Source organism: Saccharopolyspora sp. 6V (genome assembly GCF_020176785.1).
Lineage (GTDB): Bacteria > Actinomycetota > Actinomycetes > Mycobacteriales > Pseudonocardiaceae > Saccharopolyspora_C > Saccharopolyspora_C gregorii.
In genome coordinates this window covers 1-23,706 of record NZ_JAIUKB010000165.1, presented here as the reverse complement: position 1 = coordinate 23,706, position 23,706 = coordinate 1, and the positions used below count along the sequence as shown (strand labels likewise).

Genomic DNA, 23,706 nt, shown 5'->3' with positions numbered 1-23,706 from the left:
GGGTAAATGAGTGGTGGCGGGTGGGTGCGTCGACGGCTTCGCCGCTGACGGGGAACCGGCGGAGAACTCGCCGGGCGAGTTCGAACGCGGGCAGCGAGGTTTCCCTTCCGCCGGGGTCCGCTCCCCTGGCCTGGGGTCTGGGGGATGCGTGTGGGTGTGCGGTTCGGGCCGGGTCGGTCCGGCCTGCTCGGGTGGGCGCTGAATCGGTCCGGGCGGGTGCGGGTTGTGATCCGTTGCGGCGGCGCGTGCGGGGTGGCGGGTGCGGGATAGCATCGCGGTCGGTAACCGTCCGGCGAGCAGGAAAGATTCCTCCTATGACCAAAGCGCCCGTCACCGTCACCGTCACCGGTGCCGCTGGCCAGATCGGCTACGCGCTGCTGTTCCGGATCGCTTCCGGGCAGCTCATCGGGGCCGACACTCCGATCAAGCTTCGCTTGCTGGAGATCCCGCAGGCCGTGAAGGCGGCCGAGGGCACCGCGATGGAGCTCGACGACTGCGCGTTCCCGTTGTTGAGCAGCGTGGACGTGTTCGACGATGCGACCGCGGCGTTCCAGGGCACGAACGTGGCCCTGCTCGTGGGTGCGCGGCCGCGCACCAAGGGGATGGAGCGCGGTGATCTGCTGGAGGCCAACGGCGGCATCTTCAAGCCGCAGGGCGAGGCGATCAACGCGGGTGCCGCGGAGGACGTGAAGGTGCTGGTGGTCGGGAACCCGGCGAACACCAATGCGCTGATCGCGCAGTCGCACGCTCCGGACGTGCCTGCGGAGCGGTTCACGGCGATGACGCGGCTGGACCACAACCGTGCGTTGACGCAGCTGGCGCAGAAGCTGGGTACGACGGTCACCGACATCAAGAAGCTCACGATCTGGGGCAACCACTCGGCGACGCAGTACCCGGACCTGTTCCACGCGGAGGTCGGCGGGAAGATCGCGGCCGAGCAGGTGGAGCGGTCGTGGCTGGCGGACGAGTTCATCCCGACGGTGGCCAAGCGCGGTGCTGCGATCATCGAGGCGCGTGGTGCGTCGTCGGCGGCGTCGGCGGCGAACGCGGCGATCGACCACGTGCACACCTGGGTCAACGGGACTCCGGAGGGTGACTGGACTTCGGCGGGTGTGGTGTCGGACGGTTCGTACGGGGTGCCGGAGGGCATCATCTCGTCGTTCCCGGTCACGGCGAAGGACGGCCGGTTCGAGATCGTGCAGGGCTTGGACGTCGACGAGTTCTCGCGGGAGCGCATCGATGCTTCGGTGAACGAGCTGGTCGAGGAGCGCGATGCGGTGCGCGGGCTCGGTTTGATCTGAGCGGTGCGTTGACGGAGGGGCCTCGCCGGGTTGCCGGGGGCCCCTCCGTCGTGTTCGGGGTCCCTGTGGCGGCGCGTGCAGGTGCTCGGCGCCGGTGTTCGGGTCGGGCCGTCAGGTGAGGGGTTCGAGGAGGAAGACGGGGATGTCGCGGTCGGTCTTGGCCTGGTAGTCGGCGTATTGGGGGAAGACGTCGACGGCGCGGTGCCACCACGTGGTCTTCTCGGCGCCGGTGAGTTCGCGGGCGCGCATGTCCTGCTTGCGGGTGCCGTCCTGGACTTCTACGTGGGGGTGGTGGCGGAGGTTGTGGTACCAGCGGGGGTGGCGGGTGGAGCCGCCGTAGGAGGCGACGGCGAGGTAGCGGCCGTCGTGTTCGACGCGCATGACCGGTATTTTGCGCAGCGCTCCGGTCGTGCGGCCGCGGTTGGTGATGATGATGATCGGTGCGCCGTGCAGGACGGTGCCTTCGGTGCCGCCGGAGGATTCGACGACGGCGACCTGGTCGCGGACCCACCGGGTGGGGCTGGGTAGGTAGTCACCGGTCAGGGGCATGGGGGTGAGTGTTTCCGAGGGTGTGGGCTCCGGCAACGCGGCGTCGCGGGGTGCGCGGGTGCGGGTGGTGGGTGGTGCGGTCGTAGCGGGTGCGCGTCGTTCTTTGCCGGTGTGGCAATTTTCTTCGCGGGATCGGCGTGGGGTGTGGAGCATCGGCTGCAGAGGAGGGATTTCCCATGGATCTGCAGGATCGCTCTTACGAGATCGTCGTGGTCGGTGGCGGTGCGGCGGGCACGAGTGCGGCGTTGAGCTGCGCGCGGGCCCGGCGCAGCGTGCTGGTCGTCGATGCCGGCGAGCCGCGCAACGCCCCTGCCGAGGGCGTGCACAACTACTTGGGCCGCGAGGGCACCCCGCCGGGTGAGCTGGTGGCGGCCGGGCGTGCCGAAGCGGAGCGCTACGGCGCCGAGTTCAGCACCGGTGAGGTCGTCGCCGCCGAGCGGGCACCGGGCGGTGGGTTCCGGCTCACCCTCGCCGGTGGTGCCGCGGTCGTCGCGGCGCGGTTGGTGGTCGCCACCGGCTTGGTCGACGAGCTGCCGCCGGTGCCGGGGCTGGCGCAGCGGTGGGGCCGGGAGGTGCTGCACTGCCCCTACTGCCACGGCTGGGAGGTCCGCGACCGGCACATCGCCGTGCTCGGGACCGGCCCGATGGCGCTGCACCAGGCGCTGCTGTGGCGGCAGTGGAGCCCGCGGGTCACGTTGTTGCGCCACGCCCTCGGTGAGCTCGGCGCCGAGGACCGCGCGAACCTCGACGCCCGCGGTATCACCGTCGTGCCCGGCCCGGTGGAGGGCGTGCGGGTGGAGGAGGACCGGTTCACCGGTGTCGAGGTCGGCGGGCGGCTGCTGGCCTGCGATGCGTTGGTGGTGGCGCCGCTGTTCACCGCTCGTCTCGGCGCCCTGGCCGATCTGGGGTTGCGCACCGAACCGGTGCGCCGCGGCGACGTGCTGGTCGGTACTCGCCTGCCCGTGGACGCCACCGGTGCGACCGCGGTGCCGGGGGTGTGGGCGGCGGGCAACGTCACGGACTTGACCGGCAACGTCATCGGCGCCGCCGCCGCGGGCGCGAACGTCGCCGCCCAGGTCAACTCGGATCTCGTCGAAGCCGACATCCGCCGGGCCCGCGACGATCCGTTCGTCGTGCGGGAGCGCGAGGTCGCCGATCTCGTCGCGGGCGAGCGGCGCCACGGGCTGTGAACGACGACGACCACGTGAGGAGCACCTGATGAGCGATCGCACCGCGGAAGTGCGGCTGTGGGACGAGATGTACAGCGGGGCCGAGCACTACTGGAGCGGCGAGGCCAATACCGCCTTGGTCGAGCAGGTCGCGGACCTGCCGCCGGGCCGGGTGCTCGACCTGGGCTGCGGGGAGGGCGGGGACGCGCTGTGGTTCGCCGGCCGGGGTTGGCAGGTCACTGCGGTGGACCTGTCCCCCGTCGTCCTCGGGCGTGCCCGCGCCCGTTCCGCCGAAGCGGGTCTGGGCGGGCGCATCGACTGGCGGGAGGTGGACTTGGCCGTGGACTTCCCGGCGGGCGAGTTCGACCTGGTCTCGGCGCAGTTCCTGCACTCGTGGGGTGAGCTGCCCCGGGAGCGGGTGCTGCGCCGCGCGGCCGAGGCCGTCGCCCCCGGTGGGACCTTGCTCGTCGAAGGGCACTGCGGGTGGCCGGAGTGGGAGGGGAATCCGCATCCGGAGGTGCACTTCCCCACCCCGCAGGAGGTCGTGGATTCCTTGCGGCTCGCCGACGGGCGGTGGGAGGTGCAGGTCTGCGCCGAGCACGAACGCGTCCAGGCCGCACCGGACGGCACCGAGATCACCCGCATCGATTCCACCGTCAAGGTCCGCCGGTTGCGCTGAGCGGTTCCCCGGTGCCCGGTCCGGTCGTGCACCGGGGAACTGCCCCTGGTGGTGCCCGTTCGTCCCTTTCCCGGCGCCACCGGGGGCGGCGACGGTGGGGTGCATCCCGATCACGTCCGTCCAGGGAGGACTCGATGCGTCGTACGCGCGATCAGCCGTCGGCCGCGGCACGGGCTCGGCTGGGGCACGGGCTCGGCCGGGAGGTCGAGAACGATGCGGTCTGCGCCTCGGGTGGGCGGGTGCCGCACGGTGTCGCGGCGTTGCAGCGGGTGGTGGGCAACGCCGCGGTCGCCCGGCTGCTCGGCGACCGCCCGTCCGGCCGTGGTGGGAGGGCGGTGCAGCGTGCCGTCATCGATTACGCGGACACCGAGGAGCCCGTGGATGTGACGTTGGAGCAGATCACGGCCCGTCCGGAGTTCCATGACCTGACCTCCGCCCAGCGGGAGGGTCTCGCGGCGAAGGTCGCCTCGGACGACTACTTCGTGCTGCAGGACCTGTTGCGCAGCACCGTGACGGGCGCGGTCAGCGGACCGCATCCTCGCGAGGGGCGTTTCCTGGCCGAATTGGCGAGCAAGCGGAGCAACGTGTTCGCCTACGACCCGGAGATGAACCAGAGCGCGATCCGGCGCGTGCTGAACGATCAGCTGGTTCCCGAGGGCGCCGTGATGCTGCACGCGGACTCGATCACCTCGTTCGGTGACCACGTGCCCAGGACGGACGTGTTCGTCCCGCATCCCGGGCCGTGGACGATGGCAGCGGCGGGTTCGGATCTCGCCGCGGCCTTGGACCACGTGCTCGGCGCGGGCAGCCGCGCGTTCGTGCTCACCGACAACGAGCCCGAGAGCACTTACGCAGCCCACTTGCAGGAGCGGATCGGTCAGATCAACGCCGCTGGGCAGCAGGATCCGGCCTACCGGCCGCTGGCGGTCGCGGTCGAGGCCATCGCCGCTTCCGGGGCGGTGGAGCAGCGGATCGGGTTCGGCGCGGACTCCGACGGGGTCGAGATGGAAGCGGGGCATCGGGGGGATTACCGCCTGCTGCGGATCACCCGGGGCTGACTCGACCGCGGTGGCCCTGCGGGGCTCGTCGTGGTTGAGCACGCGCGCTCGCCCGGGCTGGCGAGAACCCGGTGGTTGTTGTCGATCACGCCACTGCCGGGCGTGCCGGGGGCCGACTAGCTTTCCCTCCGACCCCTCGGAGAGGAAGAGCCCCCAGTGACGAAGTTCCTGCTCAGCGTGCACGTGCTCGCGGCGGTCCTGGCCATCGGCCCGGTCGCCGTCGCGGGCAGCGCGTTCCCCCGCTACCTGCGCGCCGCCGCCACCGATCCGAACGCGCCCGCGGTGCTGCGCGCCCTGCACCGGCTGTGCCGGGTGTACGCGCTGCTGGGCATCGTGGTGCCGGTGTTCGGGTTGGCGACGGCGTCGCAGCTGGGGGTGCTCGGTGACGCGTGGCTGATCACCTCGATCGTGCTGACCGCCGGGGCCGCCGCACTGCTGGCCGCGGCGATCCTGCCCGCGCAGCGCCGTGCCCTGGAGCTGGCGGGTGATGCCGAAGCCGTGGACGCCGCGCGGCTGCCGGCGCGGCTGGGCATGAGCACCGGGGTGTTCAACCTGCTGTGGGCCGTCGTGGTCGTGCTCATGATCATCCGGCCTGGTTCGACGACGGGGGCGTGAGCGGGATGCGCGGAGAACTCCGCCTGCTGCGCGCGGCCGCGATCGTCGAAGCGGCCTCGCTGCTGGTGCTGCTGGTCAACCTCGCCACCGTGCACTGGGGGCCGGTCGCCTCGGCCACCGGCCCGATCCACGGCTGCGCCTACCTGCTGACCATCGCCGCCACCTGGGCCGGCCCGGCACCGACCCGGGCCAGGCTCCTGGCCCTGATCCCCGCCGTCGGCGGCCTCCTCGCCCTCCGCGAAACCCGCCGCACCCCGACGACCTGAGCGACCGGCCCCTTCGTCCGGGTCGCTCGGACGAACGGGGCGGTCACCGCCGGGCGATCAGCGTCTTGCGGTCAGAGCTGCTCGAGATCTGCGCGCACCGCTTCGGCCTCTGCGGCTCCGCATCCTTCGAACTCCTGCAAGGCTTCCTGCCACGCGTTCCGAGCGCCGTCGACATCACCGGCCGCGGAGAGCGCGGTGCCGAGTCCGCGCAAGCTCGTCGCCGCCCCGTACCGGTGTCCGATGGCACGGCGGTGCTCAGCTGCTCTCCGGAAGGTGGCGGCGGCCTCCGCGAACCGACCTGCAGCCAGGCAGGCATCGCCCCGGTTGTTCAGCACGAATCCCTCACCCCATTGCTCGCCGACCCGCCGGTACAGCGCCACCGCTTCGTCGAACGCGGTGAGGGCCTCGTCGATGTCGCCGCGCCCGCTGTGCAGGAGACCGAAACCCGCTCGGGCATAGCCCATGCCGTTCGCGTCACCAGCGGCCACCCGGAGGCGGAACCCCTGGTGAAGCGGTTCCTCCGCCGAATCGAAGTCACCGAGGCGCAGGTGCGCGTACGCATGGCTTATCAGCATCATCCCGTAGAAGGGCTCGGTGTCGTCCAGCAACGACAGTGCCGCCGCTCGCTTCTCGATCGCCTCTTCGTACTGCTGCAACGAGTAGTGCAGCCCGGCCAAGTCCTCCAACAGATGCCCCTCGGCCCGCCGGTCCCCCAGCTCGCGAGCTGATCGCACCGCGATGTTGAAGCTGCGCGACCAATCATCGGTGTGGCGGCGGAGGTTGAAGTAGTACATCAACGAGTAGGGCAACTGCCACGCGTGTTCGTGCAGCCCTTCAGCGGCGGCCTGTTCGACGACCGCCACCAGGTTCGCGCGTTCCGCGTCCCACCATTCGATGCCCGCGTCGCTGGTGTCGAATTCCTTGGCACGGATCTCGGAATCCGGTGGTTCCGGCACGAACAACCGCGAGTGGCTGGTCAGGCTGCGCTCGACACCGCGGCTCGTTCGCAGGTAGTGGTCCACGAGCCGGCGCAGCGCCGTGATCCGCTCGGCCGCGTCCTCGTCACGGGCCGCGCACTCGGCGGCGTAGGACCGCAGCAGATCGTGCATCTCGTAACGGTCGGAGCCGCGCTGCTCGACGAGGTGGGCCTGCACCAGGTCGCGCAGCACCCGGCGTGCCGCGGTCCGCTGCAACCCGGCGAGGGCCGCAACCGCGTCCAGCTCCACGTGCGGCCCGCGCAGCAGCCCGAACAGCCTGAACAGCCGTGCCGCTTCCTGCGGCAGCGACCGGTAGGACCACGAGAACACTGCTCGCACACCGGTCTCCCCGCCGATGTCCAGGGCGTTGAGGCGTTCTTGCTCGTCACCGACTTCTTCGACCAGCTCGGCCAACGGCACGCCCGGCATCTGCACCGCTCTGAAAGCGACCATGCTCAGCGCGAGCGGTAACCCGGCGCAGCACGTGATCAGCGCGTCGACCGCGGCTGACTCCGACGACACGCGATCCGCACCGAGGTGACCGGCCAGCAGATCCCTCGCTTGGTCGTGGGGTAGGACTTCCAAGCTGATGCGGGAGGCTCCTTCGCTCATGACGAGATCGTCCAGCCGATTGCGGCTTGTCACCAATACCAGGCATCCGTCGCAGCCCGGAAGCAGCGGACGCACCTGTGCGGTCGAACGCGCGTTGTCCAGCACGAGCAGCATCCGGCGCCCGTGCAGCAAGCTGCGCAACATGGAAGCCCGATTCCCGGGATCCACCGGGATCATGTCGTGCGCAACGTCCAACGCCAGCAGGAAATCGCGCAGGGCGTCGGCAGTGGGCATCGGTTCCGCCGCAGGATCGAACCCGCGGAGGTTCACGTACAACTCCCCATCGGGAAATCGGTTGCGGACGTGATGCGCCCAGTGCACCACCAGGCTCGACTTCCCGACCCCCGCAACACCGTCGATCATCGACAGCAGCACCAGCCCAGCAGCCGAACCACCGTTGAGCAACGTGGTCAGAGCGTCTTGTTCGACGCCCCGGTCCACGAAATGCCGCAACCGAGGCGGAAGTTGACGGGGAATGCTGCGCGCCGGGGCATGAGGTTGGTGGAAGTGCACGTCGCCGTGGATCTGCCCTGCTTGCACGACGTGCCCCGACACCGAACCCGAGACGTCGTTGGACACGGCCGCGTCCTCGCCGGCACCTGCTCCGCTCATCCGCCCCAACCAGACGTTGTTGATCAACGAAGGCCAGATTGCCACAGAGTGGAATCGGGTGGACACCCATTGCGACCGATGCTGCCGAAACGCCTGAACGGAGCAATGGAACCGAGTGGGCGGGCGAGCTGGGGCCGCGAACGGCGTGGAGCGGCAGTAGTGCCCGCTCAGGCGAGGGTGTCCTCGTCGCGGACGCGGAGGTCTTGGAGGAACTGGCGGAAGGCGCGGCGGCTGAACAGCAGGACCGCGCCGTCGGGGCTCTTCGAGTCGCGGACCGCGACCCGCGCGGGCAGCGCCGCGATCTCGACGCACTCCTGCACCGTGCTGCGGCTGCTCTTGCGCCAGGTGACGGTTCCGAGATCAGCACTGGTGGTCATGTCCGCCTCCGCCTGGATCGGTCCGGGTGACTCGCCCACCAGTGAAACCGGGCGGGGCCGAGCGCCGCTAGCTCCAGCCGGGTGGATGGTCTCGCACGCGGCGTGATCGGCTCGGGGGACTGTGCTCGGCCTGGTCAGCGGATTGTCGCGGTGAACCGGCGGAACGCCGCACGGGACACGAGCAGCACCGGACCGGACGGATCTTTCGAATCCCGCACGGCGACGTCGTCGGCCACTGCCGCGATCTCCACGCACTCCTCGGTGACGCTGCGGCTGCTCTTGCGCCAGGTGAGGTCCCCCGGCTCACAGGATGTACTCATGCCCCGCCTCCACGTGGATGTTCCGGGCCAGGTCCAAGTCGTATCCTCCTCGCCCGGCGCGCGACCGGACATCCCGTCATCGCACGTGGTGCTTGGCGGGGCCGACGCGGCGGGTGGCTCAGCCCGCGCCAGCACCGGCATCGGCGTTTTCGGCATCGGCGTTTTCGGAGGACCACACCAAAGCTCGATCGTCGTGCGGGGTGTGCAACGTGCCGGTGGTTCGAAGCTCAGGACCGGCTCGCCCGGGCTGCTCGCGGGGTTCGGTGGGTTCGCCTCGGTCCGCTGCCGTCCTTCGCGGATCGGTGGACCGGCCGAATAGGACGAATGGTTTGTTTCTGGGCATGGCGCAGGGTTCCGGCGGACGGCGTGTTACCGCGTGATTGCATACCCCGGTGATTTCCAATGCCACGTTCCCACCAGGTATGTACTTAGAGCGAATTCTCTCCCAGTGGGAGCAGGACGAGGAACGCGACGCGATCATCGACGGCGCGGTGCGGTTCACCCGCGGACAGTCCCGCCGACTGCTCTTCCAGATCGGACACGCGCTGCGCGAGCAGGGGCTCGGCCCGGGCGACGGCGTCGGGCTGTTCCTCACCAACCGCGCGGAATCGGCGCTGGTGGTGCTCGCGGTGCACCTGATCGGCTGCCGCGCGGTGATGCTGCCACCGGAACCCGGCCCCGGTGAGCTCGCCGGGCTCATCGACCAGTCCGGGGCGCGGATCGTCGTCGTCGACCCCGCGCACGGGCAGCAGGCCCTGCGCGCCGCCGAACGCTGCACCAGCAGCCCCGCGCTGCTGAGCCTGGGCGCCGCCACCGACTCCTTCACCGACGCCGACCTGCTGGCGCTCGCCGCGCACCAGCCCGAGCACCGCCCCGAACCCGCACCGGAACCCGGCCCGGACGACGCGGTCACCGTCTTCTACACCGGCGGCACCCTCGGCAAGCCGAAGCTCGCCGCCCACAGCAGGAACCCCTACGACGCGATCGCGGCCATCGCCGAGATGATGCGCGCCGAGCGCTCGACCGGTGCCGACCGCGTCCTCGCCATCACCCTGCTCACCCACACCAGCGGGCACCTGACCATGCTGCATGCGTTCATGACCGGCTCACCGCTGCTGGTGCTGCCCGAATGGGACGCCGACGCCGCCTTCACCACCCTGCGCGACGAGAAGATCACCGCCACGATGCTGGTCCCGCCGATGCTGTACCAGCTGCTGGACCACCCGGACTGCACTCCGGGCGCGCTGCCCTCGCTGCGGCAGATCACCCTCGGCGCGGCACCGGTCGCCCCCGAACGGCTCCGGCAGGCCGTGGAGATGTTCGGGCCGATCATCGCCCAGGGCTACGGGCAGACCGAGTGCGCGGGCATCGTCACCATGCCCCCGCAGGAGCTGCCCGACCCCGCCGACCACGACTCCCCGCTGTGGCGCAGCTGCGGACGCCCCTTCCCCGGCACCCAGGTGCAGATCCGCGGCGAGGACGGCGAGGTGCTGCCGCAGGGCGAAGCGGGTGAGGTCTGCTCGCTCAACCCGATGCGGATGCTCGGCTACTGGAACGACCCCGAGCGCACCGCGGTCGCCGTCGACGCCGACGGGTGGCTGCGCACCGGCGACATCGGCTACCTCGACGCCGACGGCTACCTGTACCTGGTGGACCGCGCCAAGGACATCATCGTCACCGGTGAGGCCGGCGGGAACGTCTACAGCCGCCTGCTGGAGGACTTCCTGCACAGCCTGCCCGGCGTGCGCCACGCCGCGGCCGTCGGCATCCCCGACGAAGCCGTGGGCGAACGGGTGCGGCTGTTCCTCGTCGGCGAGGACATCGACCTCGACGCCGTGCCCGCCGCGGTCACCGCCGAACTCGGCACGACCTACACCCCGCACGACGTGGTGCTGATGCCCGAACTGCCGACCACCCCGATCGGCAAGGTCGACAAGAAGGCCCTGCGCGCCCTCCCGGAACCCGCGCTCGCCCGCTGAGCCCGTCCCGGCGCCCCGCCGCGAGCCGGTGGGGCGCCGGTCAGGCCGGGGTGACCGGTTCGCCTCGGGTGAGGACGAGGCGCTGGCGGCGCAGGGCGTGCACGTCGGCGCTCGGGTCGCCGTCGACGACGAGCAGGTCGGCGTCGAAACCGGCGGCGACCCGGCCCACGCGGTCCAGGCCCAGGGCCGCGGCCGCACCGGCGGTGGCCAGCTCCACCACCCGGCCCGGCGTCCAGCCCACGGCCTCCACGTAGTACGACAGCGCCCCGGCGTAGTCGTCGAACACCGAGGTCGGCACGCCCGAATCCGTGCCGGGCAGGAACGCCACCCCGCGCTCGTCCATCCAGCGCACCCGCTGCACCGCCTCGGCGAACCGCTGCTCGCCGACGAACTCGGCGAACCCGCGCCAGTCCGGCGGATACGCGTGGCAGACCGCGATGCCGCGGGCGCTGATCTCCCGGGCCACCTCGTCGCGCAGGTCCGGGCCCGAGTTCTGCTCGCCCTGCCACGAGCAGTGCTCGATGGTGGACACCCCGGCGGCGACGGCGGCCGCGATCGACCCGGTGCCGTGCGCGTGCGCGGCCACCGGCAGGCCCGCGGCCGTGGCCTCCTCGACCACCACCCGCAGCTCCTGCTGGCTGAACTGGGCCGCCCAGGTCGGCGGCGAATCCGGAGTCAGCTGGCCACCGGAGGCCATCACCTTGATGACGTCGGCACCCAGGGCGGCGTTGTGCCGCACCTGCGCGCGGATCGCCTCGATCCCGTCGACCTCGCCGCCGAAGAACCAGCAATGCCCCTTCGGCGGCGTCAACGGCGCGGCGGACCCCAGCAGGCGCGGGCCGGTGAGCTCGCCCCGGTCGATCGCGTCCCGCACCCGCAGCACCAGCCCGCGGCGATCCCCCAGGTCGCGCAACGTCGTCACCCCGGCCCGCAACGCCCGCTGCGCCCGCCCCACGACCCCGAGCAGCAGTTCCGCGTCGTCGGCGTCGAAGTAGTGCGCCAGCATCGCCATGCTCGCGTCCCACACCAGGTGCGCATGCCCGTTGATCAGGCCGGGCAGGATCGTCGCGCCCGGGAAGTCGCGGCGCTGCGCGCCTGCGGCGCCCGGGTGCCGGTCGAGTTCGGCGCGCGGCCCGGCGGCGACGATCGTGGACCCGTCCACCAGCACCGCACCGTCGGGGATCCGGTCCCCGTCCGGGCCGGTCAGGACCAGATCAGCGGTCAGCAGCAGCACGAGGAGACCTCCGACGAGCACGGCGCGCAGCCACGGCCTGGTCCGGCCGGGAACGCGGACGAGCACCCGCCACCCCAGTGATCCGGCGAGCGCCGCCGACCCTACCGAGACCCACCACCCCGGCGAGCGGCATTCGCGAAACCCACCGGCCGGACACCGGCGAGCGGACTGGCAAGATCACCGGGTGCGCTTTCACGCCGATCTGCACATCCACTCGAAGTACTCCCGCGCGTGCAGCAAGGACTGCGACATCGAGCACCTGACGTGGTGGGCGCGGCGCAAGGGCATCGCCGTGGTCGGGACCGGCGACCTCACCCACCCCGCCTGGTTCGCGCACCTGCGCGAAGTCCTCGAACCCGCCGAACCAGGGTTGCTGCGGCTGCGTCCCGAGCTGGACCGGGAGATCACCGCGGCGATGCCCGCGAACTGCGGCGGCGACGTGCGGTTCATGCTCTCCTGCGAGATCTCCACCATCTACAAGTACGGCGAGCACACCCGCAAGATCCACCATCTGTGCTACCTGCCGGACTTCGCCGCCGCGGAGGAGTTCTCCCGCCGCCTCGGGCGGATCGGCAACCTCGCCTCCGACGGGCGGCCCATCCTCGGGCTCGACTCCCGCGACCTGCTGGAGATCACCCTCGAAGCCGGCGGTTACCTGGTGCCGGCCCACATCTGGACGCCGTGGTTCGCGGTGCTGGGCTCCAAGGCCGGGTTCGACTCCGTCGACGAGGCCTACCGGGACCTCGCCGGGCACGTCTTCGCCCTCGAAACCGGCCTGTCCAGCGACCCGGAGATGAACTGGCGCGTATCCGGGCTCGACCGCTACACCCTGGTCAGCCACTCCGACGCGCACTCCCCGCCGATGCTGGGACGCGAGGCCACCGTGTTCGACACCGACCTCGACTACCACGCCATCAAACGCGCGCTGGAAACCCGCGACGGGTTCGCAGGCACCGTCGAGTTCTTCCCCGAGGAGGGCAAGTACCACCTCGACGGGCACCGCAAGTGCGGGGTGCGGCTCGAACCCGCCGACACCAAAGCCCGCGCCGGACGCTGCCCGGAATGCGGAAAACCGCTCACCGTCGGCGTGCAGCACCGCGTCGACGACCTCGCCGACCGCGCCGCCGGCGTCCGCCCGGCCGGGGCCGCCGGGTTCCGCAACCTCATCCCGCTGCCGGAGATCGTCGGCGAGATCCACGGCGTCGGGCCCAAGAGCAAGAAGGTCTTCGGCGCCGTGTCCGACCTCGTCGCCGCCCACGGGCCCGAACTCGGCATCCTCGACGACGTGCCGCTCGACGAACTGCACCGCAGCGACCCGCGCGTCGCCGAAGCCATCGGACGGCTGCGCGCCGGGGAAGTCGTGCGCGACGCCGGGTTCGACGGGGAGTACGGCACCATCCGCGTGTTCCAGCCCGCCGAACTCGCCCGCCTGCGCAACGGCGACTCCTACAGCCTGTTCGACGACGACCTGTTCGCCCCCGAAGCGCCCCGGCAGCCCGTCGCCGCCGAACCCGGACCCCGGCCGGAACCGGCCGAGGCTCCCGCCACCGCACCGGAAGCGCCCGCGCACGGCATCCTCGCCGGACTCGACCCCGACCAGCGCGCCGCCGCCGGAGTCCCCGCCGGGCCGCTGCTCATCGTCGCCGGGCCCGGCACCGGCAAGACCCGCACCGTCACCCACCGCCTCGCGCACCTCGTCCTCGAACGCGACGTGCCCGCCCGCGACTGCCTCGCGATCACCTTCACCCGCCGCGCCGCCGACGAACTCACCGAACGGCTGCACGCGCTGATCGGCCCGGACGCCGACGGCATCAGCGTCGGCACCTTCCACTCCTTCGGGCTCGGTTTCCTGCGCGAGCACCACGACCGCCTCGGGCTCACCGCCGCCTTCGGCGTCGCCGACACCGCCCGCAAGCACGAGGTGCTCACCGAGATCACCGGCGACGAGACCGCGGCCCGCGCACTCGCCCGCGGCCTCACCGACCCCGAACCGGCCGACCCAGCGCACGCCGAGGCCGTCGCCCGCTACCGGGCGCGGCTGCGGGAACTCGACCTCGTCGACTTCGACGACCTCGTCACCGAACCCGTGCGGCTGCTCGAAGCAGACCCGCAGCTGACCGCGGCCTACCGCGACCGGTACCGGTGGATCACCGTCGACGAGTACCAGGACGTCGACGACACCCAATACCGGCTGCTGCGCGCCCTGGCACCGCCGGAGGCGAACCTGACCGCCATCGGCGACCCCGACCAGGCCATCTACTCGTTCCGCGGCGCCGACGTCGGGTTCTTCCTGCGCTTCGAACAGGACTACCCCACCGCGCCCGTGCACGCGCTGACCCGCAACTACCGCAGCGGCCGCCACATCACCGACACCGCCGTGCGCGCCATCGCCCCCGGCACCCTCGTGCCCGGCCGAACCCTGCACGCCGCCTCCCCTCGCGAGGCGCACCGCGTGGTGCGCCACGACGCCGCCGACGAACGCGCCGAAGCAGCGTTCGTCGCCCGCGCCATCGACGGCCTGCTCGGCGGCTCCTCGTTCCTCTCCCTCGACAGCGGCCGCGTCACCGGCGACGGGCCCGGCGGCATCGGGTTCGACGACATCGCCGTGCTCTACCGCACCGACGCCCAATCCCGCGTGCTGCTCGACGAGTTCGCCCGCGCCGGGCTGCCCGTGCAGAAGCGCTCCCACGATCCGCTGTCCGCCCGCGCCGGCGTCGACCTGCTGCTGGCCGAACTCGCCCACGTCGCCGACCGCGACGGCAGCGCCCTGGACAAGCTGCGCGCCGCCGCGACCACCGTCGTGTTCAGCGTCCCCGACGAAACCCAGGCCGACGTGCACGGCGCGGTCGAACTGCTGACCCCGCTCGCTGCCCGCTGCGGCGACGACCTCGCCCGGTTCCGCCGCGAAGTGCTGCTCGGCGCCGAGGTCGACGCCCTCGACCCGCGCGCCGAAGCGATCTCCCTGCTGACCCTGCACGCCTCGAAAGGCCTCGAATTCCCGGTGGTGTTCCTCGTCGGCTGCGAGGACGGGCTGCTGCCGCTGAGCTGGCCCGGCACCGCACCCACCGCCGAGGAGATCGCCGAAGAACGCCGCCTGTTCTTCGTCGGCGTCACCAGGGCCCAGGACCACCTGTGGCTCACCGGCGCCGCGCGGCGCACCCGCCACGGCCAAGTCCGCGACCGCACCCCGTCGCCGTTCCTCACCGGCCTCGGCGACGCCGTCACCCGAGCCGAGGCACCCGCCCCGCGCAAGGCCCGCGCGACCCAGCTCAGCCTGCTGTGAGGAGCGCGGGCTGCACGCGCTGAGCCGTCGCGGGAGAGCGTGCTCGCCGCATGCGGCCACGTCGGCTGCTTCGCGGCCGGACGGAGCAGGCGCTCACCGGGCTCCGGCGCTCAGCCCCGCGCGTCGTCGGTGAGGACGCGTTCGACCAGCGTCCGCCAGCTCTCGACCAGGCTCAGCTCCGCTCCCGGTGCGGGCTCGGCCGCGTCCGGGCGCAGGTAGAACAGCACCGGCCCCTCCAGCGCGGCCGAGAGCTGGAGGGCGAGGCCGTCCGGCTCCGGCACGCCCGCCTCGCCGAGCAGCATCCTGACGTGCAGCCGGGTCAGGCTGATCCCGGAGCCGACGTCCGGCCGTCCGGGACCCGCGGCCGCCTGCGCGAACGCGTGGTGGCGCAGCAGGTACGGGATGCGTTCCCGGCCGTAGGCGATGAGCCGCTCGGCGGGACCCGCGCCGGGCCCCAGCGGCGGCGGCCCGGACAGCACCCGCTGCTGGAACCGGCTCTCGTCGTCCTCCAACAGGGCGCGGAAGATGCCCGCGCGGCTGCCGAAGCGCCGGAACACGGTTCCCTTGCCCAGGCCCGCGCGCTCGGCCAGGCCGTCCATGGTCACCTTCTCGACGCCGTGCTCCGCGATCAGCTCGCGCACGACCGCCAGCAGGTGCTCGCGGTTGCGCACCGCGTCGGCGCGTTCCGCGCGCGGCTTCCCGAAGGGCACGACATCCACACCGGCGAACCTACCCCGGAACAAAAGCGGGGTACGGTCCGTTTAATCTTCCGGGTGTGACGACGGGTCACGCACCGCACCACCGCAAGGAGCCGCACGTATGAACCTCTTCCGCCTGGACGCCAGCATCCTGCCCGGCACCTCCACCAGCGCCGAGCTCGCCGACCTCGCCGAAGCCGAATGGACCGCGGCCCACCCCGGCGCCACGATCACCCGGCGCCACCTCGCCGCCGAGCCGCTGCCCGCCGACGCGTGGACATCGGCCACTACCGCCGGATTCACCCCCGAAGCCGACCGCACCCCGCAGCAGCGGGAAGCCCTCGGCCTGGCGGCAGCGCTGGCCGACGAACTCCGCCACGCCGACGCGGCCATCTTCGCCGTGCCGATGTACAACTTCGGCGTCTCCCAGCACTTCAAGACCTGGGCCGACCTGGTCATCGCGGGCGCGGGACCCACCGACCCGCTGCTGGCGGGCAAGCCCGCGGTCCTGATCACCACCATCGGCGGCGGCTACGGCCCCGGCACCCCGCGCGACGGCTGGGACCACTCCAGCCCTTACCTGCAGCGCATCCTCGGCGACGTCTGGCAGGCCGAGCTCACCTTCATCAAGCGCGAGCTGACCCTCGCCGCGAGCAACCCCGCGATGGAGGCCCTGCGCGACCTCGCCGAGCAGCAGCACGCCGAAGCGCAGGCCGCCGCCCGCGGCGCGGGCAAGGTCCTCGCCGACCGCTGAACCCGCAGCGGGGGGCGCGCGACGTCGAGCGGGCGCGCCCCCCCCACTCCCCGATGACCGGGCCGCGGCCTCAGGGCAGGCCGGACGGCGCCTCGTCGAGACCGAGCAGCGGCATCGAGCAGCGGGACGGCCGCGCCGTCGATGAGGTCAGTCGTCATGAGCTCGGCAACCTTCCATGATCGACATCTATTCCCGGAACGCGGGAAACCGGTCAGCGGAATCCGCAGCGGATCGTCACCGCCGGGAACCGGGCGCTGCGCCTCAGCCCGGCAGGCCCCCGCGTTCGACGCGGTACTGCTCGACCAGCACCTCGTGCTCCGCCGCAGCACCCCGCCGCAGCACCACCTCCCGCCCGGTCAGCCCCCGGACCCGCTCGGCGACCCGCTCGGCGACCTCGGCCGAGGCGATGATCGCGACGACCAGGCACACCCCGGTGCCGGTGTCGCGCACGGTGCACGTCCACGGCACCTCGCACGGCCCCCGGTGCTCCGGTTCCGGGCACAGCAGCAGCGCGATCGGCTCCTGCCACGCCAAGGCCTCCCGCGTCGAGGCACACCCGTGGACCTGCACCTCGTGCACACCCGCTTCTCCCATGCCCACCACCCTCGGACATCGGACAGCCCGGAACATCGGGGATGCCACCGACCCGGCACCGGGGCCGTCCGGCTCGACGCCTCCCCGACGACCCCGGCGAACTGCTCCGCTGCCCCCGCAGGTGAGCACCTGCTCCGGTGCGCGAACCGGGAGCCGGTTGATCCGCCGGTGACACTCGATGGACGGGAACCAGCTACGCGCGCCTCGACCAGCGATCGCGGGCCCCCATCGCCGAGCGGCCGGTGTTCTTCGTGGCCACCGCCCCGCCAGGCCGCAAGACCGACGCCGAGTGCGCCGCCCACTGCGCGACCGAGGAGCACAACGGCACCGGCATCGACGGACTGGCCCGCCCTGCCGCTGCCCCCGCAGCTAGCCTGCGCACACGACACGACCGGGGGTTCGGATGCGGGCACTGCTGGCCACCATGGGAACGCGCGGCGAGGTGCAGCCGCTGCCGGCGCTGGCGCACGCCCTGCTCGACCACGGGCACCGCGCGCAGGTCGCCGTGCCACCGGACTTCCGCGGCCACGCCGAGCGCCTCGGAGTGCCGCCGCTCGCGCTCGGGCCGCCGATGCGCGGCTCCGACTGGGACCTGACCACCGATGCCGGTCGCCGCCGCGCCGCCGAGGACACCGTCGCCGCCCAGTTCACCGTGCTGCCCGCGGCCGCGGCCGGAGCGGACGTGCTGGTGGGCACCGGTTCGTTGGCGATCGGCGTGCGCTCGGCCGCCGAACTCGCCGGGACCCGCTACGTCCACGTGCACTACTGCCCGGCGACGCTGCCGTCCCCGCACCACCCGCCCGCCCCGTGGCCGGGCTGGCCGCAGCATCCCGCGGGCGGCAACGCGCAGCTGTGGGCCGCCGACGAGCGCCGGTGGGACACCACCTGGGGCGAACCGCTGCGCACCCACCGCGCCGCCGCCGGACTCCCACCGATCGGCGGCGTGCGCGCCCACGTGTTCGGGGATCGGCCGTGGCTGGCCGCCGACCCGATCCTCGGCCCGTGGCCCGGTGACGAGGTGCACCAGACCGGGGCGTGGCTGCTGCCCGAACACCGCCCGCTGCCGCCCGAAGTCGTCGACTTCCTCGACAACGGTGATCCCCCGGTCCACTTCGGACTCGGCAGCAGGCCTGCCGCCGCGGACGATCTCGCCCAGGCCGCGGTCGAGGCGGCCTGGCGAGTCGGCCGCCGCGCGATCATCTCCCGCGGCTGGGCCGGGCTCGACCCGCCGGCCGGGGACCACCTGGTCGTCGACGATCTCGACCACCAGGTCCTGTTCCCGCACGTCGCCGCCGCCGTGCACCACGGGGGCGCGGGCACCAGCACCGCGGCCGCCCGCGCCGGAATCCCGCAGGTCCTGCTGCCGGAGGTCTACGACCAGCACTACTGGGCCCGGCGCGTCACCGAGCTCGGCATCGGCGCCGCACACCCCGGCACGCCCACCGCGGACTCACTCGCCGCCGCGCTGCGCACCGCGCTCACCGGTGCAGAACGCGCCCGGCACCTCGCAAGCCGGATCACAACCGACGGCGCCCGCATCGCAGCCCGAGACCTCGCCCGGCCGGGCTGAGCGGCCGACGCCCCCTACCGATCGCCACCCGCTCCGGGAGGGCGTCTGCGCGCCGAACGCGCGAGGCGATCGGCGAGCGCCGCGACGTGCTCGCGCAGCTCGGCGGGACGCTCGATGACGAAGGGCAGGTCCAGGGCGGCGAGCACGCCCGGCACCCAGTCGAGCCGCTCCGCCCGCAACTCCACCCGGCACCACCCCGGCTCGTCCACGGCCTCCGAGACGACCGCGAGCCCCGCGGGCAGCCCGCCGCGGACTCGCCCGGTCTCGCCCTGCACCAGCAGCACCACCTCGTGCCGGTGCGGGGCGGTGGCCAGCCCGGTCAGCACCCGCTGCGCCGCGTCCACCTCGCCCGGCGGGTCGAACGAGCCGGTCAGCGGCGTCGCCGCCGAGATGCGGTCCAGCCGGAAGTTGCGGTCCGCACCGATTCCCGGATCAACACCGGTCACGTACCAGCGGCCCGAGTGCGCGACGAGCCCGTACGGGTGCAGGGTGCGGTCGCTGCGCCTGCCGTCGGCGGCGGTGTAGCGGATCGACACCGGCCGATGGTGGCGCACCGCATCGGCGATCGCCAACAGCACCGCCGCCTCCGGCACCGGGGGATCCGCGGCCGCGCTGGTGAAGGCGAGGGAGCCGAGCACCGCATCGAGCCTGCCCCGCAGCCGCTGCGGCAGCACCCGCCGGATCTTCGCCGCCGCCGTCTCCCCGGAGGCGCCCGTGGCCGTGGCCAACCCGGACCGGCGCCCGGCGACCAGTCCGAGCAACACCGCCAGGGCCTCCTCGTCGGTGAGCATCAGCGGCGGCAGCCGGTGCCCGGTGGCGAGCCGGTAGCCGCCGTAGCGGCCGCGCACCGACTCCACCGGCACCTCCAGGTCCAGCAGGTGATCGACGTAGCGGCGCACCGTGCGCTCGTCCACCCCCAGCCGGTCAGCGAGCTCGGCGACGGGGCGGGTGCCGCCCGATTGCAGCAGTTCCAGCAGGGCCAGCACGCGAGCGGTGGGTCGGGGCACGCCCGAGATTCTCCCTCCGATACCGGGCGGGTTTCGCCCGGTATCGCTCGTAGCGTGCGGCGGACAAGCACCGAACGAACAGGAGCACCCGTGGACTTCGCCTCGATCCGCATCATCACCGCCGACGTCGCCCGCCTCGCCGACTTCTACGAGCGCGCCACCGGCATCGCGGCCACCTGGGCCACCGCGGATTTCGCCGAGATCAACGCCCCCGCGGCGACCCTCGCGATCGCCGGCACCCGCACCGTCCCGCTGTTCGCTCCCGGCTCGGCGCAGCCTGGCGAGAACCGCAGCGTCATCATCGAATTCCTGGTCGCCGACGTGGACGCGGTGCACCGGAACCTCACCGGCGTCGTGCCCGAGTTCGTCACCGAACCCACCATGATGCCCTGGGGGAACCGGGCGCTGCTGTTGCGCGACCCCGACGGCAACCTCGTCAACTTCTTCACCCCCGTCACCCCGGAGGCCATCGCGAAGTTCGCCCGCTGAACAGGTGGCCGGATTCACCCGGGCCGGGCGCTGGTCGCTGAGTAGGTTCGGGGCATGGACGCCGAGGAACCCAGCCGGACCGCGCTCGCGACCGCCCGCGCCCGCGCCTACCACCAGGTCGCCGACCGGCCGCTGATCCTCGTCGACCCGCTCGCCGGGCCCCTGCTCGGTGTCACCGACGACGAGCTGGCCGCGGCCGGCGAGCCCGCCGAGGATCGCATCGACAGCCGGGCGCGCCGGTTGTTCTTCGCCGCCCGGGCCCGTTTCGCCGAGGACCGCGTGGCCGCGGCCGCCGCAGCCGGGGTGCGGCAGGTCGTGGTCCTCGGCGCGGGCCTGGACACCTTCGCCCACCGCCACCCGCACCCCGGGCTGCGCGTGTTCGAAGTCGACCACCCGTCCACCCAGGCGTGGAAGCGCGAGCGCCTCGCCGCGGCCGGGATCCGGCGGCCCGAGACGATGGCCTTCGTGCCGGTCGACTTCGAAACCGATGCGCTGGCCACCGAACTGGCCGCCGCCGGATTCGACCGGGCCGAACCGGCCGTGTTCGTGTGGCTCGGCGTCGTGTTCTACCTGAGCCCGGAAGCCGCGCACGACACCCTCGACTACATCGCCGGCCAAGCCCGGCCCGTCGAGGTCGTCTTCGACTACCTGCGACCCGCCGGCACCGACGCGGAACGGGCGCGGCTGCGGCGGCGCGCCGAACGGGTCACCGCCCTCGGCGAACCCTGGCACAGCCTGTTCACCCCGGAGGACATCGCCGCGCAGCTGCACGGGCTCGGGTTCACCGAGGTCGAGGACCACTCCGCCACCGAACTCGTCGCCGGTTACCTCGACGGGTCGGCGGAATTCGACGGCGCGCCGCCCGAGGCGCTGCGCGCGAGCCGCCTCCTGCGCGCCCGCCGCTGAGCGGATCCGCCGCGCCCGGAGCCAACGGCGCCCGCAACAGCGGGTTCGGCTTGCCCGGCGAGGAACCGGCCGCCATCGAGCGGCGGCAACGCGGTCCGCCTGTTCCCCCGGCTCGCCTGACCAGCCCATGTTTTCGTCACCGTGACTCAACTAGATCATGCCGGGGCATCCGCGAAGATCGTCGTGGATCGAACCCGGCGCGACTTCGACGTGATCCCTGCCCGGTAACTTGAGCACCCGCACAGCCCGGGAACCGCAGGACGCTGAGGAGGCTGCCGTGGCGCTGAACCACGATCGACCGGTGGCCGCGCGGTGACGGACCCCGCCACCCTCCTCGCCCTGGCGCTGTTCGGCCTCGTCGGCGGTATCGGCATCACCGCCCTCGGACCTGGCGGCGTGCTGCCCACCATCGGCCTGTTCGCCCTCACCGGACTGTCCCCGGCCGCGGTCGCCGGGACCGCCATCGTCACCCACATCGCCACCGGCGCACTCGGCACCGCCGCCTACACCCGCTCCGGCCAGCTGCGCGAACCCGAGACCCGGCGCACCGCGCTGATCCTCGCCGGCACCGCCGTGCTCGGCACCCCGATCGGCGTGCAGCTCAACACCCTCGTGTCCCCACGCACCTTCGGGATCGTGCTCGCCGTGCTGGTCACCGCGGTGGCCGGGCTGGTGTGGTTCCGCGAACGGCGCACGCCCACCCAGGACCGGGCGCACCCGCCGGTGGTGGGCGTGGTGCTGCTCGGGCTGGCCGTGGCCGTCGCCTCGGGCATCGTCGGCATCGGCGGGCCGATGCTCACCGTCCCGCTGCTGATCGCGCTGCGCGTGCCGGTTCTCGAAGCGCTCGCCGCCGCCCAAGCCCAATCGATCGTCATCGCCGGCGTCGGCACCATCGGCTACCTCGCCCACGGCGCCATCGACTGGCCGCTGGCCGCGATCGTGGGCGTGCCGGAACTGATCGGCGTGCTGCTGGGCTGGAAGATCGCCCGCTCGCTGCCCACCCGCACCCTCAAGTACGCGCTGATCGTGACCCTGCTCGCGCTCGCGCCCTACCTCGCGCTGCACGGCTGATCACCGCAGCCAGCCCCGGTGCAGCGCCGGGGCCAACTCGTGCGCCGCCGAGTTGGCCAGGTCCTCGGCATCGTGCAGGTAGCCCTCGGTGGTCGACAACGCCGCATGCCCCAGGTCGTGCTGCACCTGGCGAGGTTCGGCGCCGCGGGTGATGGCGTGCGTGGCGTAGGAGTGCCGCGCCGAATGCGGGTGAATCGTCTCCCGCAACGGGCCGAGGTGGGCCGCGACCAGCGAAGCCTGCTCACCGTCGAGCACCTCCCGCACTCGCCGGGACCGGGGCGGCGGCGCATCCGGAGCGGGGGCGAACGTCGCGCACAACCGCCGCAGCACCGCCTGCACGTGCGAGACGTGCACCCGCCGGCCCGTCGAGGTCACGAACATCGGCTCCGGCGCGCGCAAGCCCAGCTGCCCGCGCAACGCCGGAACCTGCGGCGCCGCCCGCACCCGCAGGTAGTCCGCCACCGCATCCGCCACCGGCGCCGCCAACGCCACCCGCCGGTCCTTCGCGCCCTTGCCGTGCACCCGCAGCGCGGCAGGACCACCCGCGGCCGGGCGGTGGTAGTCGTCCAGGTTCACCCCGACCAGCTCCTCCGCGCGCACCCCGGTGCCGATCAGCACCTCCATCATCGCCCGGTCCCGCGGCCCGTTGCGGTGCCGGTCGGCCAGCAGGTGCGCGGCCAGCAGCAGCGCGCGGCACGCCTCGAACGACCACATCGCCGTCTGCGACGGGCTCGAACCGGACCGGTTGAGGTGCTGGGCGGAGCGGTCCACCAGCGCGGCCGGGTTGTGCTCGGCGAGGCCTTCCCGCAGCAGGTACTTCTGGTAGAACGCCGAGACCGCCGAGAGCATCCGCGCCCGGGTCGCGTCCCCGTACCCGGCCCGGGCGAGTTCCTCCAGCCACCGCTCCACGTGCTGCACCCGCACCTCCGCGAACGAGCCGAAGCCCTCGCGCACGCACCAGTGCAGCCATTCCAGCCCCGTCGGTTCGCCGCGCCGAGCCCGCCCGCGGCGACGTCCCGGCTTGGGGGCGGTGTAGCCGGGGACCCAGTCCAGCGGGATGCCGAGATCGGTGGCGTAGGCGAGGCGGGTGTTCAACGAGGCGTAGACGCGCAGGAACTCCGCGAACCGCTCCGGGCCCGGCGTGCCGGTCCGCTCCCGGCGGGTGGCGACCTCGGTCATGCGTCTCCTCTGCCTCGCGGGCCCCTCATTTTTCGGGAGCCGATTCCACCGCGGATCGTGTCCGTTTTGCCGTAGTGCGCGGTCGTTCCGGTTTCGCGGCGCCGCAAGATCAGAGTATATCCATAATCCCGGTTATCCATATGAACCCACCGAGACTTCGTGAGCAGGTCAGTTGAAGTATCGAAATCCGAACCAAGTGATAAGGTTTCAGAACCCAAACCAGCTGGAGGAAGGAGTGCAGGTCAACGTGAGCGAAGAGGCGGAGATCCACGGCGCCCCCGAGCAGGCCGCCACCCGCACACCCCCGGCCCGCCGCGGCAGCCGGGACGAACGGCGGGAGACCACGCTGCGGGCCCTGGCCGCCGGACAGGACGCCGCCTGCGCCTACTGCGGCGAACCGCTGCCGC

General features: G+C 72.6%; 22 protein-coding genes. 13 read left to right on the top strand and 9 right to left on the bottom strand.

Annotation, left to right across the window (positions count from 1 at the left end; all coding sequences use genetic code 11):
* Positions 1–314: 314 nt before the first annotated feature.
* Positions 315–1,301, top strand: a complete 987-nt coding sequence (locus LCD35_RS26650; protein ID WP_224963317.1) for a malate dehydrogenase — start codon at positions 315–317, stop codon at positions 1,299–1,301.
* 111 nt (positions 1,302–1,412) lie between these two features.
* Here the strand turns inward: LCD35_RS26650 and LCD35_RS26645 are convergent, their stop codons facing one another.
* Positions 1,413–1,850, bottom strand: a complete 438-nt coding sequence (locus tag LCD35_RS26645; RefSeq protein ID WP_225045143.1) for a nitroreductase family deazaflavin-dependent oxidoreductase — start codon at positions 1,848–1,850, stop codon at positions 1,413–1,415.
* 176 nt (positions 1,851–2,026) lie between these two features.
* Between LCD35_RS26645 and LCD35_RS26640 the strand changes: the two genes are divergently transcribed.
* The 5 genes from LCD35_RS26640 (at position 2,027) to LCD35_RS26620 (ending at position 5,637) form a co-directional block, all read left to right on the top strand.
* Positions 2,027–3,040, top strand: coding sequence for an NAD(P)/FAD-dependent oxidoreductase (locus tag LCD35_RS26640; RefSeq protein WP_225045142.1), 1,014 nt, complete (start codon positions 2,027–2,029; stop codon positions 3,038–3,040).
* Positions 3,041–3,068: 28 nt separating this feature from the next.
* Positions 3,069–3,698 (top strand): cyclopropane-fatty-acyl-phospholipid synthase family protein, encoded by a 630-nt coding sequence (locus LCD35_RS26635; RefSeq protein WP_225045141.1) that lies wholly within the window; start codon positions 3,069–3,071, stop codon positions 3,696–3,698.
* 134 nt (positions 3,699–3,832) lie between these two features.
* Positions 3,833–4,756, top strand: a complete 924-nt coding sequence (locus tag LCD35_RS26630; RefSeq protein WP_224968224.1) for a hypothetical protein — start codon at positions 3,833–3,835, stop codon at positions 4,754–4,756.
* 156 nt (positions 4,757–4,912) lie between these two features.
* The gene (locus LCD35_RS26625) at positions 4,913–5,371 is read left to right on the top strand and encodes a hypothetical protein (protein ID WP_225045140.1); all 459 of its coding nucleotides are present in this window, start codon (positions 4,913–4,915) and stop codon (positions 5,369–5,371) included.
* A gap of 5 nt (positions 5,372–5,376) precedes the next feature.
* Complete coding sequence (locus LCD35_RS26620) at positions 5,377–5,637, top strand: DUF3817 domain-containing protein (protein ID WP_224961318.1); 261 nt, start codon at positions 5,377–5,379, stop codon at positions 5,635–5,637.
* A gap of 71 nt (positions 5,638–5,708) precedes the next feature.
* Here LCD35_RS26620 and LCD35_RS26615 read toward each other — a convergent pair whose 3' ends face one another.
* From LCD35_RS26615 to LCD35_RS26605, 3 genes are all read right to left on the bottom strand, one after another.
* Positions 5,709–7,865 carry a tetratricopeptide repeat protein gene (locus LCD35_RS26615; protein ID WP_225045139.1) on the bottom strand — a complete coding sequence of 719 codons (2,157 nt, stop codon included), beginning with the start codon at positions 7,863–7,865 and terminating at the stop codon, positions 5,709–5,711.
* A 140-nt stretch (positions 7,866–8,005) separates the two neighbouring features.
* A complete protein-coding gene (locus LCD35_RS26610) occupies positions 8,006–8,215 on the bottom strand; it encodes a DUF397 domain-containing protein (protein ID WP_224961324.1) in 210 nt (69 codons plus the stop codon).
* 134 nt (positions 8,216–8,349) lie between these two features.
* The gene (locus tag LCD35_RS26605; protein WP_225045138.1) at positions 8,350–8,535 is read right to left on the bottom strand and encodes a DUF397 domain-containing protein; all 186 of its coding nucleotides are present in this window, start codon (positions 8,533–8,535) and stop codon (positions 8,350–8,352) included.
* Between the two features lie 422 nt (positions 8,536–8,957).
* On the opposite strand from LCD35_RS26605, the gene LCD35_RS26600 reads away from it, so the two are divergent.
* The gene (locus tag LCD35_RS26600; protein ID WP_224961328.1) at positions 8,958–10,514 is read left to right on the top strand and encodes a class I adenylate-forming enzyme family protein; all 1,557 of its coding nucleotides are present in this window, start codon (positions 8,958–8,960) and stop codon (positions 10,512–10,514) included.
* A gap of 40 nt (positions 10,515–10,554) precedes the next feature.
* Here LCD35_RS26600 and LCD35_RS26595 read toward each other — a convergent pair whose 3' ends face one another.
* The gene (locus LCD35_RS26595; RefSeq protein WP_224961330.1) at positions 10,555–11,814 is read right to left on the bottom strand and encodes an amidohydrolase family protein; all 1,260 of its coding nucleotides are present in this window, start codon (positions 11,812–11,814) and stop codon (positions 10,555–10,557) included.
* Positions 11,815–11,932: 118 nt separating this feature from the next.
* On the opposite strand from LCD35_RS26595, the gene LCD35_RS26590 reads away from it, so the two are divergent.
* The gene (locus LCD35_RS26590) at positions 11,933–15,031 is read left to right on the top strand and encodes a UvrD-helicase domain-containing protein (protein WP_224961332.1); all 3,099 of its coding nucleotides are present in this window, start codon (positions 11,933–11,935) and stop codon (positions 15,029–15,031) included.
* A 110-nt stretch (positions 15,032–15,141) separates the two neighbouring features.
* Here LCD35_RS26590 and LCD35_RS26585 read toward each other — a convergent pair whose 3' ends face one another.
* On the bottom strand, positions 15,142–15,750 hold the full coding sequence (locus tag LCD35_RS26585) for a TetR/AcrR family transcriptional regulator (protein WP_224961334.1): 609 nt from the start codon (positions 15,748–15,750) through the stop codon (positions 15,142–15,144).
* A gap of 100 nt (positions 15,751–15,850) precedes the next feature.
* On the opposite strand from LCD35_RS26585, the gene LCD35_RS26580 reads away from it, so the two are divergent.
* The gene (locus LCD35_RS26580) at positions 15,851–16,483 is read left to right on the top strand and encodes an FMN-dependent NADH-azoreductase (protein WP_224961336.1); all 633 of its coding nucleotides are present in this window, start codon (positions 15,851–15,853) and stop codon (positions 16,481–16,483) included.
* Between the two features lie 261 nt (positions 16,484–16,744).
* Here the strand turns inward: LCD35_RS26580 and LCD35_RS26575 are convergent, their stop codons facing one another.
* Complete coding sequence (locus LCD35_RS26575; protein WP_224961338.1) at positions 16,745–17,077, bottom strand: hypothetical protein; 333 nt, start codon at positions 17,075–17,077, stop codon at positions 16,745–16,747.
* 403 nt (positions 17,078–17,480) lie between these two features.
* On the opposite strand from LCD35_RS26575, the gene LCD35_RS26570 reads away from it, so the two are divergent.
* Positions 17,481–18,647, top strand: coding sequence for a glycosyltransferase (locus tag LCD35_RS26570; RefSeq protein WP_224961340.1), 1,167 nt, complete (start codon positions 17,481–17,483; stop codon positions 18,645–18,647).
* A gap of 14 nt (positions 18,648–18,661) precedes the next feature.
* Here LCD35_RS26570 and LCD35_RS26565 read toward each other — a convergent pair whose 3' ends face one another.
* The gene (locus LCD35_RS26565) at positions 18,662–19,654 is read right to left on the bottom strand and encodes a YafY family protein (RefSeq protein WP_224978311.1); all 993 of its coding nucleotides are present in this window, start codon (positions 19,652–19,654) and stop codon (positions 18,662–18,664) included.
* A 90-nt stretch (positions 19,655–19,744) separates the two neighbouring features.
* Between LCD35_RS26565 and LCD35_RS26560 the strand changes: the two genes are divergently transcribed.
* The 3 genes from LCD35_RS26560 (at position 19,745) to LCD35_RS26550 (ending at position 22,120) form a co-directional block, all read left to right on the top strand.
* Entirely contained in the window at positions 19,745–20,143 is a 399-nt protein-coding gene (locus LCD35_RS26560; protein ID WP_224961344.1) for a VOC family protein, read from the top strand.
* Between the two features lie 54 nt (positions 20,144–20,197).
* The gene (locus tag LCD35_RS26555; protein WP_224961346.1) at positions 20,198–21,049 is read left to right on the top strand and encodes a class I SAM-dependent methyltransferase; all 852 of its coding nucleotides are present in this window, start codon (positions 20,198–20,200) and stop codon (positions 21,047–21,049) included.
* 312 nt (positions 21,050–21,361) lie between these two features.
* Positions 21,362–22,120 carry a sulfite exporter TauE/SafE family protein gene (locus LCD35_RS26550; protein ID WP_224961348.1) on the top strand — a complete coding sequence of 253 codons (759 nt, stop codon included), beginning with the start codon at positions 21,362–21,364 and terminating at the stop codon, positions 22,118–22,120.
* Here LCD35_RS26550 and LCD35_RS26545 read toward each other — a convergent pair whose 3' ends face one another.
* Positions 22,121–23,299 carry a tyrosine-type recombinase/integrase gene (locus LCD35_RS26545; RefSeq protein ID WP_225045137.1) on the bottom strand — a complete coding sequence of 393 codons (1,179 nt, stop codon included), beginning with the start codon at positions 23,297–23,299 and terminating at the stop codon, positions 22,121–22,123.
* Positions 23,300–23,706 lie beyond the last annotated feature (407 nt).

What these genes read in the sequence shown, in the direction of transcription:
- LCD35_RS26620 (WP_224961318.1), top strand. Translation starts at nt 5,377, where the DNA reads ATGCGCGGAGAACTCCGCCTGCTGCGCGCGGCCGCGATCGTCGAAGCG.
- LCD35_RS26555 (WP_224961346.1), top strand. Translation starts at nt 20,198, where the DNA reads ATGGACGCCGAGGAACCCAGCCGGACCGCGCTCGCGACCGCCCGCGCC.
- LCD35_RS26630 (WP_224968224.1), top strand. Translation starts at nt 3,833, where the DNA reads ATGCGTCGTACGCGCGATCAGCCGTCGGCCGCGGCACGGGCTCGGCTG.
- LCD35_RS26600 (WP_224961328.1), top strand. Translation starts at nt 8,958, where the DNA reads ATGTACTTAGAGCGAATTCTCTCCCAGTGGGAGCAGGACGAGGAACGC.
- LCD35_RS26650 (WP_224963317.1), top strand. Translation starts at nt 315, where the DNA reads ATGACCAAAGCGCCCGTCACCGTCACCGTCACCGGTGCCGCTGGCCAG.
- LCD35_RS26635 (WP_225045141.1), top strand. Translation starts at nt 3,069, where the DNA reads ATGAGCGATCGCACCGCGGAAGTGCGGCTGTGGGACGAGATGTACAGC.
- LCD35_RS26645 (WP_225045143.1), bottom strand. Translation starts at nt 1,850, where the DNA reads ATGCCCCTGACCGGTGACTACCTACCCAGCCCCACCCGGTGGGTCCGC.
- LCD35_RS26570 (WP_224961340.1), top strand. Translation starts at nt 17,481, where the DNA reads ATGCGGGCACTGCTGGCCACCATGGGAACGCGCGGCGAGGTGCAGCCG.
- LCD35_RS26640 (WP_225045142.1), top strand. Translation starts at nt 2,027, where the DNA reads ATGGATCTGCAGGATCGCTCTTACGAGATCGTCGTGGTCGGTGGCGGT.
- LCD35_RS26575 (WP_224961338.1), bottom strand. Translation starts at nt 17,077, where the DNA reads ATGGGAGAAGCGGGTGTGCACGAGGTGCAGGTCCACGGGTGTGCCTCG.
- LCD35_RS26605 (WP_225045138.1), bottom strand. Translation starts at nt 8,535, where the DNA reads ATGAGTACATCCTGTGAGCCGGGGGACCTCACCTGGCGCAAGAGCAGC.
- LCD35_RS26580 (WP_224961336.1), top strand. Translation starts at nt 15,851, where the DNA reads ATGAACCTCTTCCGCCTGGACGCCAGCATCCTGCCCGGCACCTCCACC.
- LCD35_RS26610 (WP_224961324.1), bottom strand. Translation starts at nt 8,215, where the DNA reads ATGACCACCAGTGCTGATCTCGGAACCGTCACCTGGCGCAAGAGCAGC.
- LCD35_RS26545 (WP_225045137.1), bottom strand. Translation starts at nt 23,299, where the DNA reads ATGACCGAGGTCGCCACCCGCCGGGAGCGGACCGGCACGCCGGGCCCG.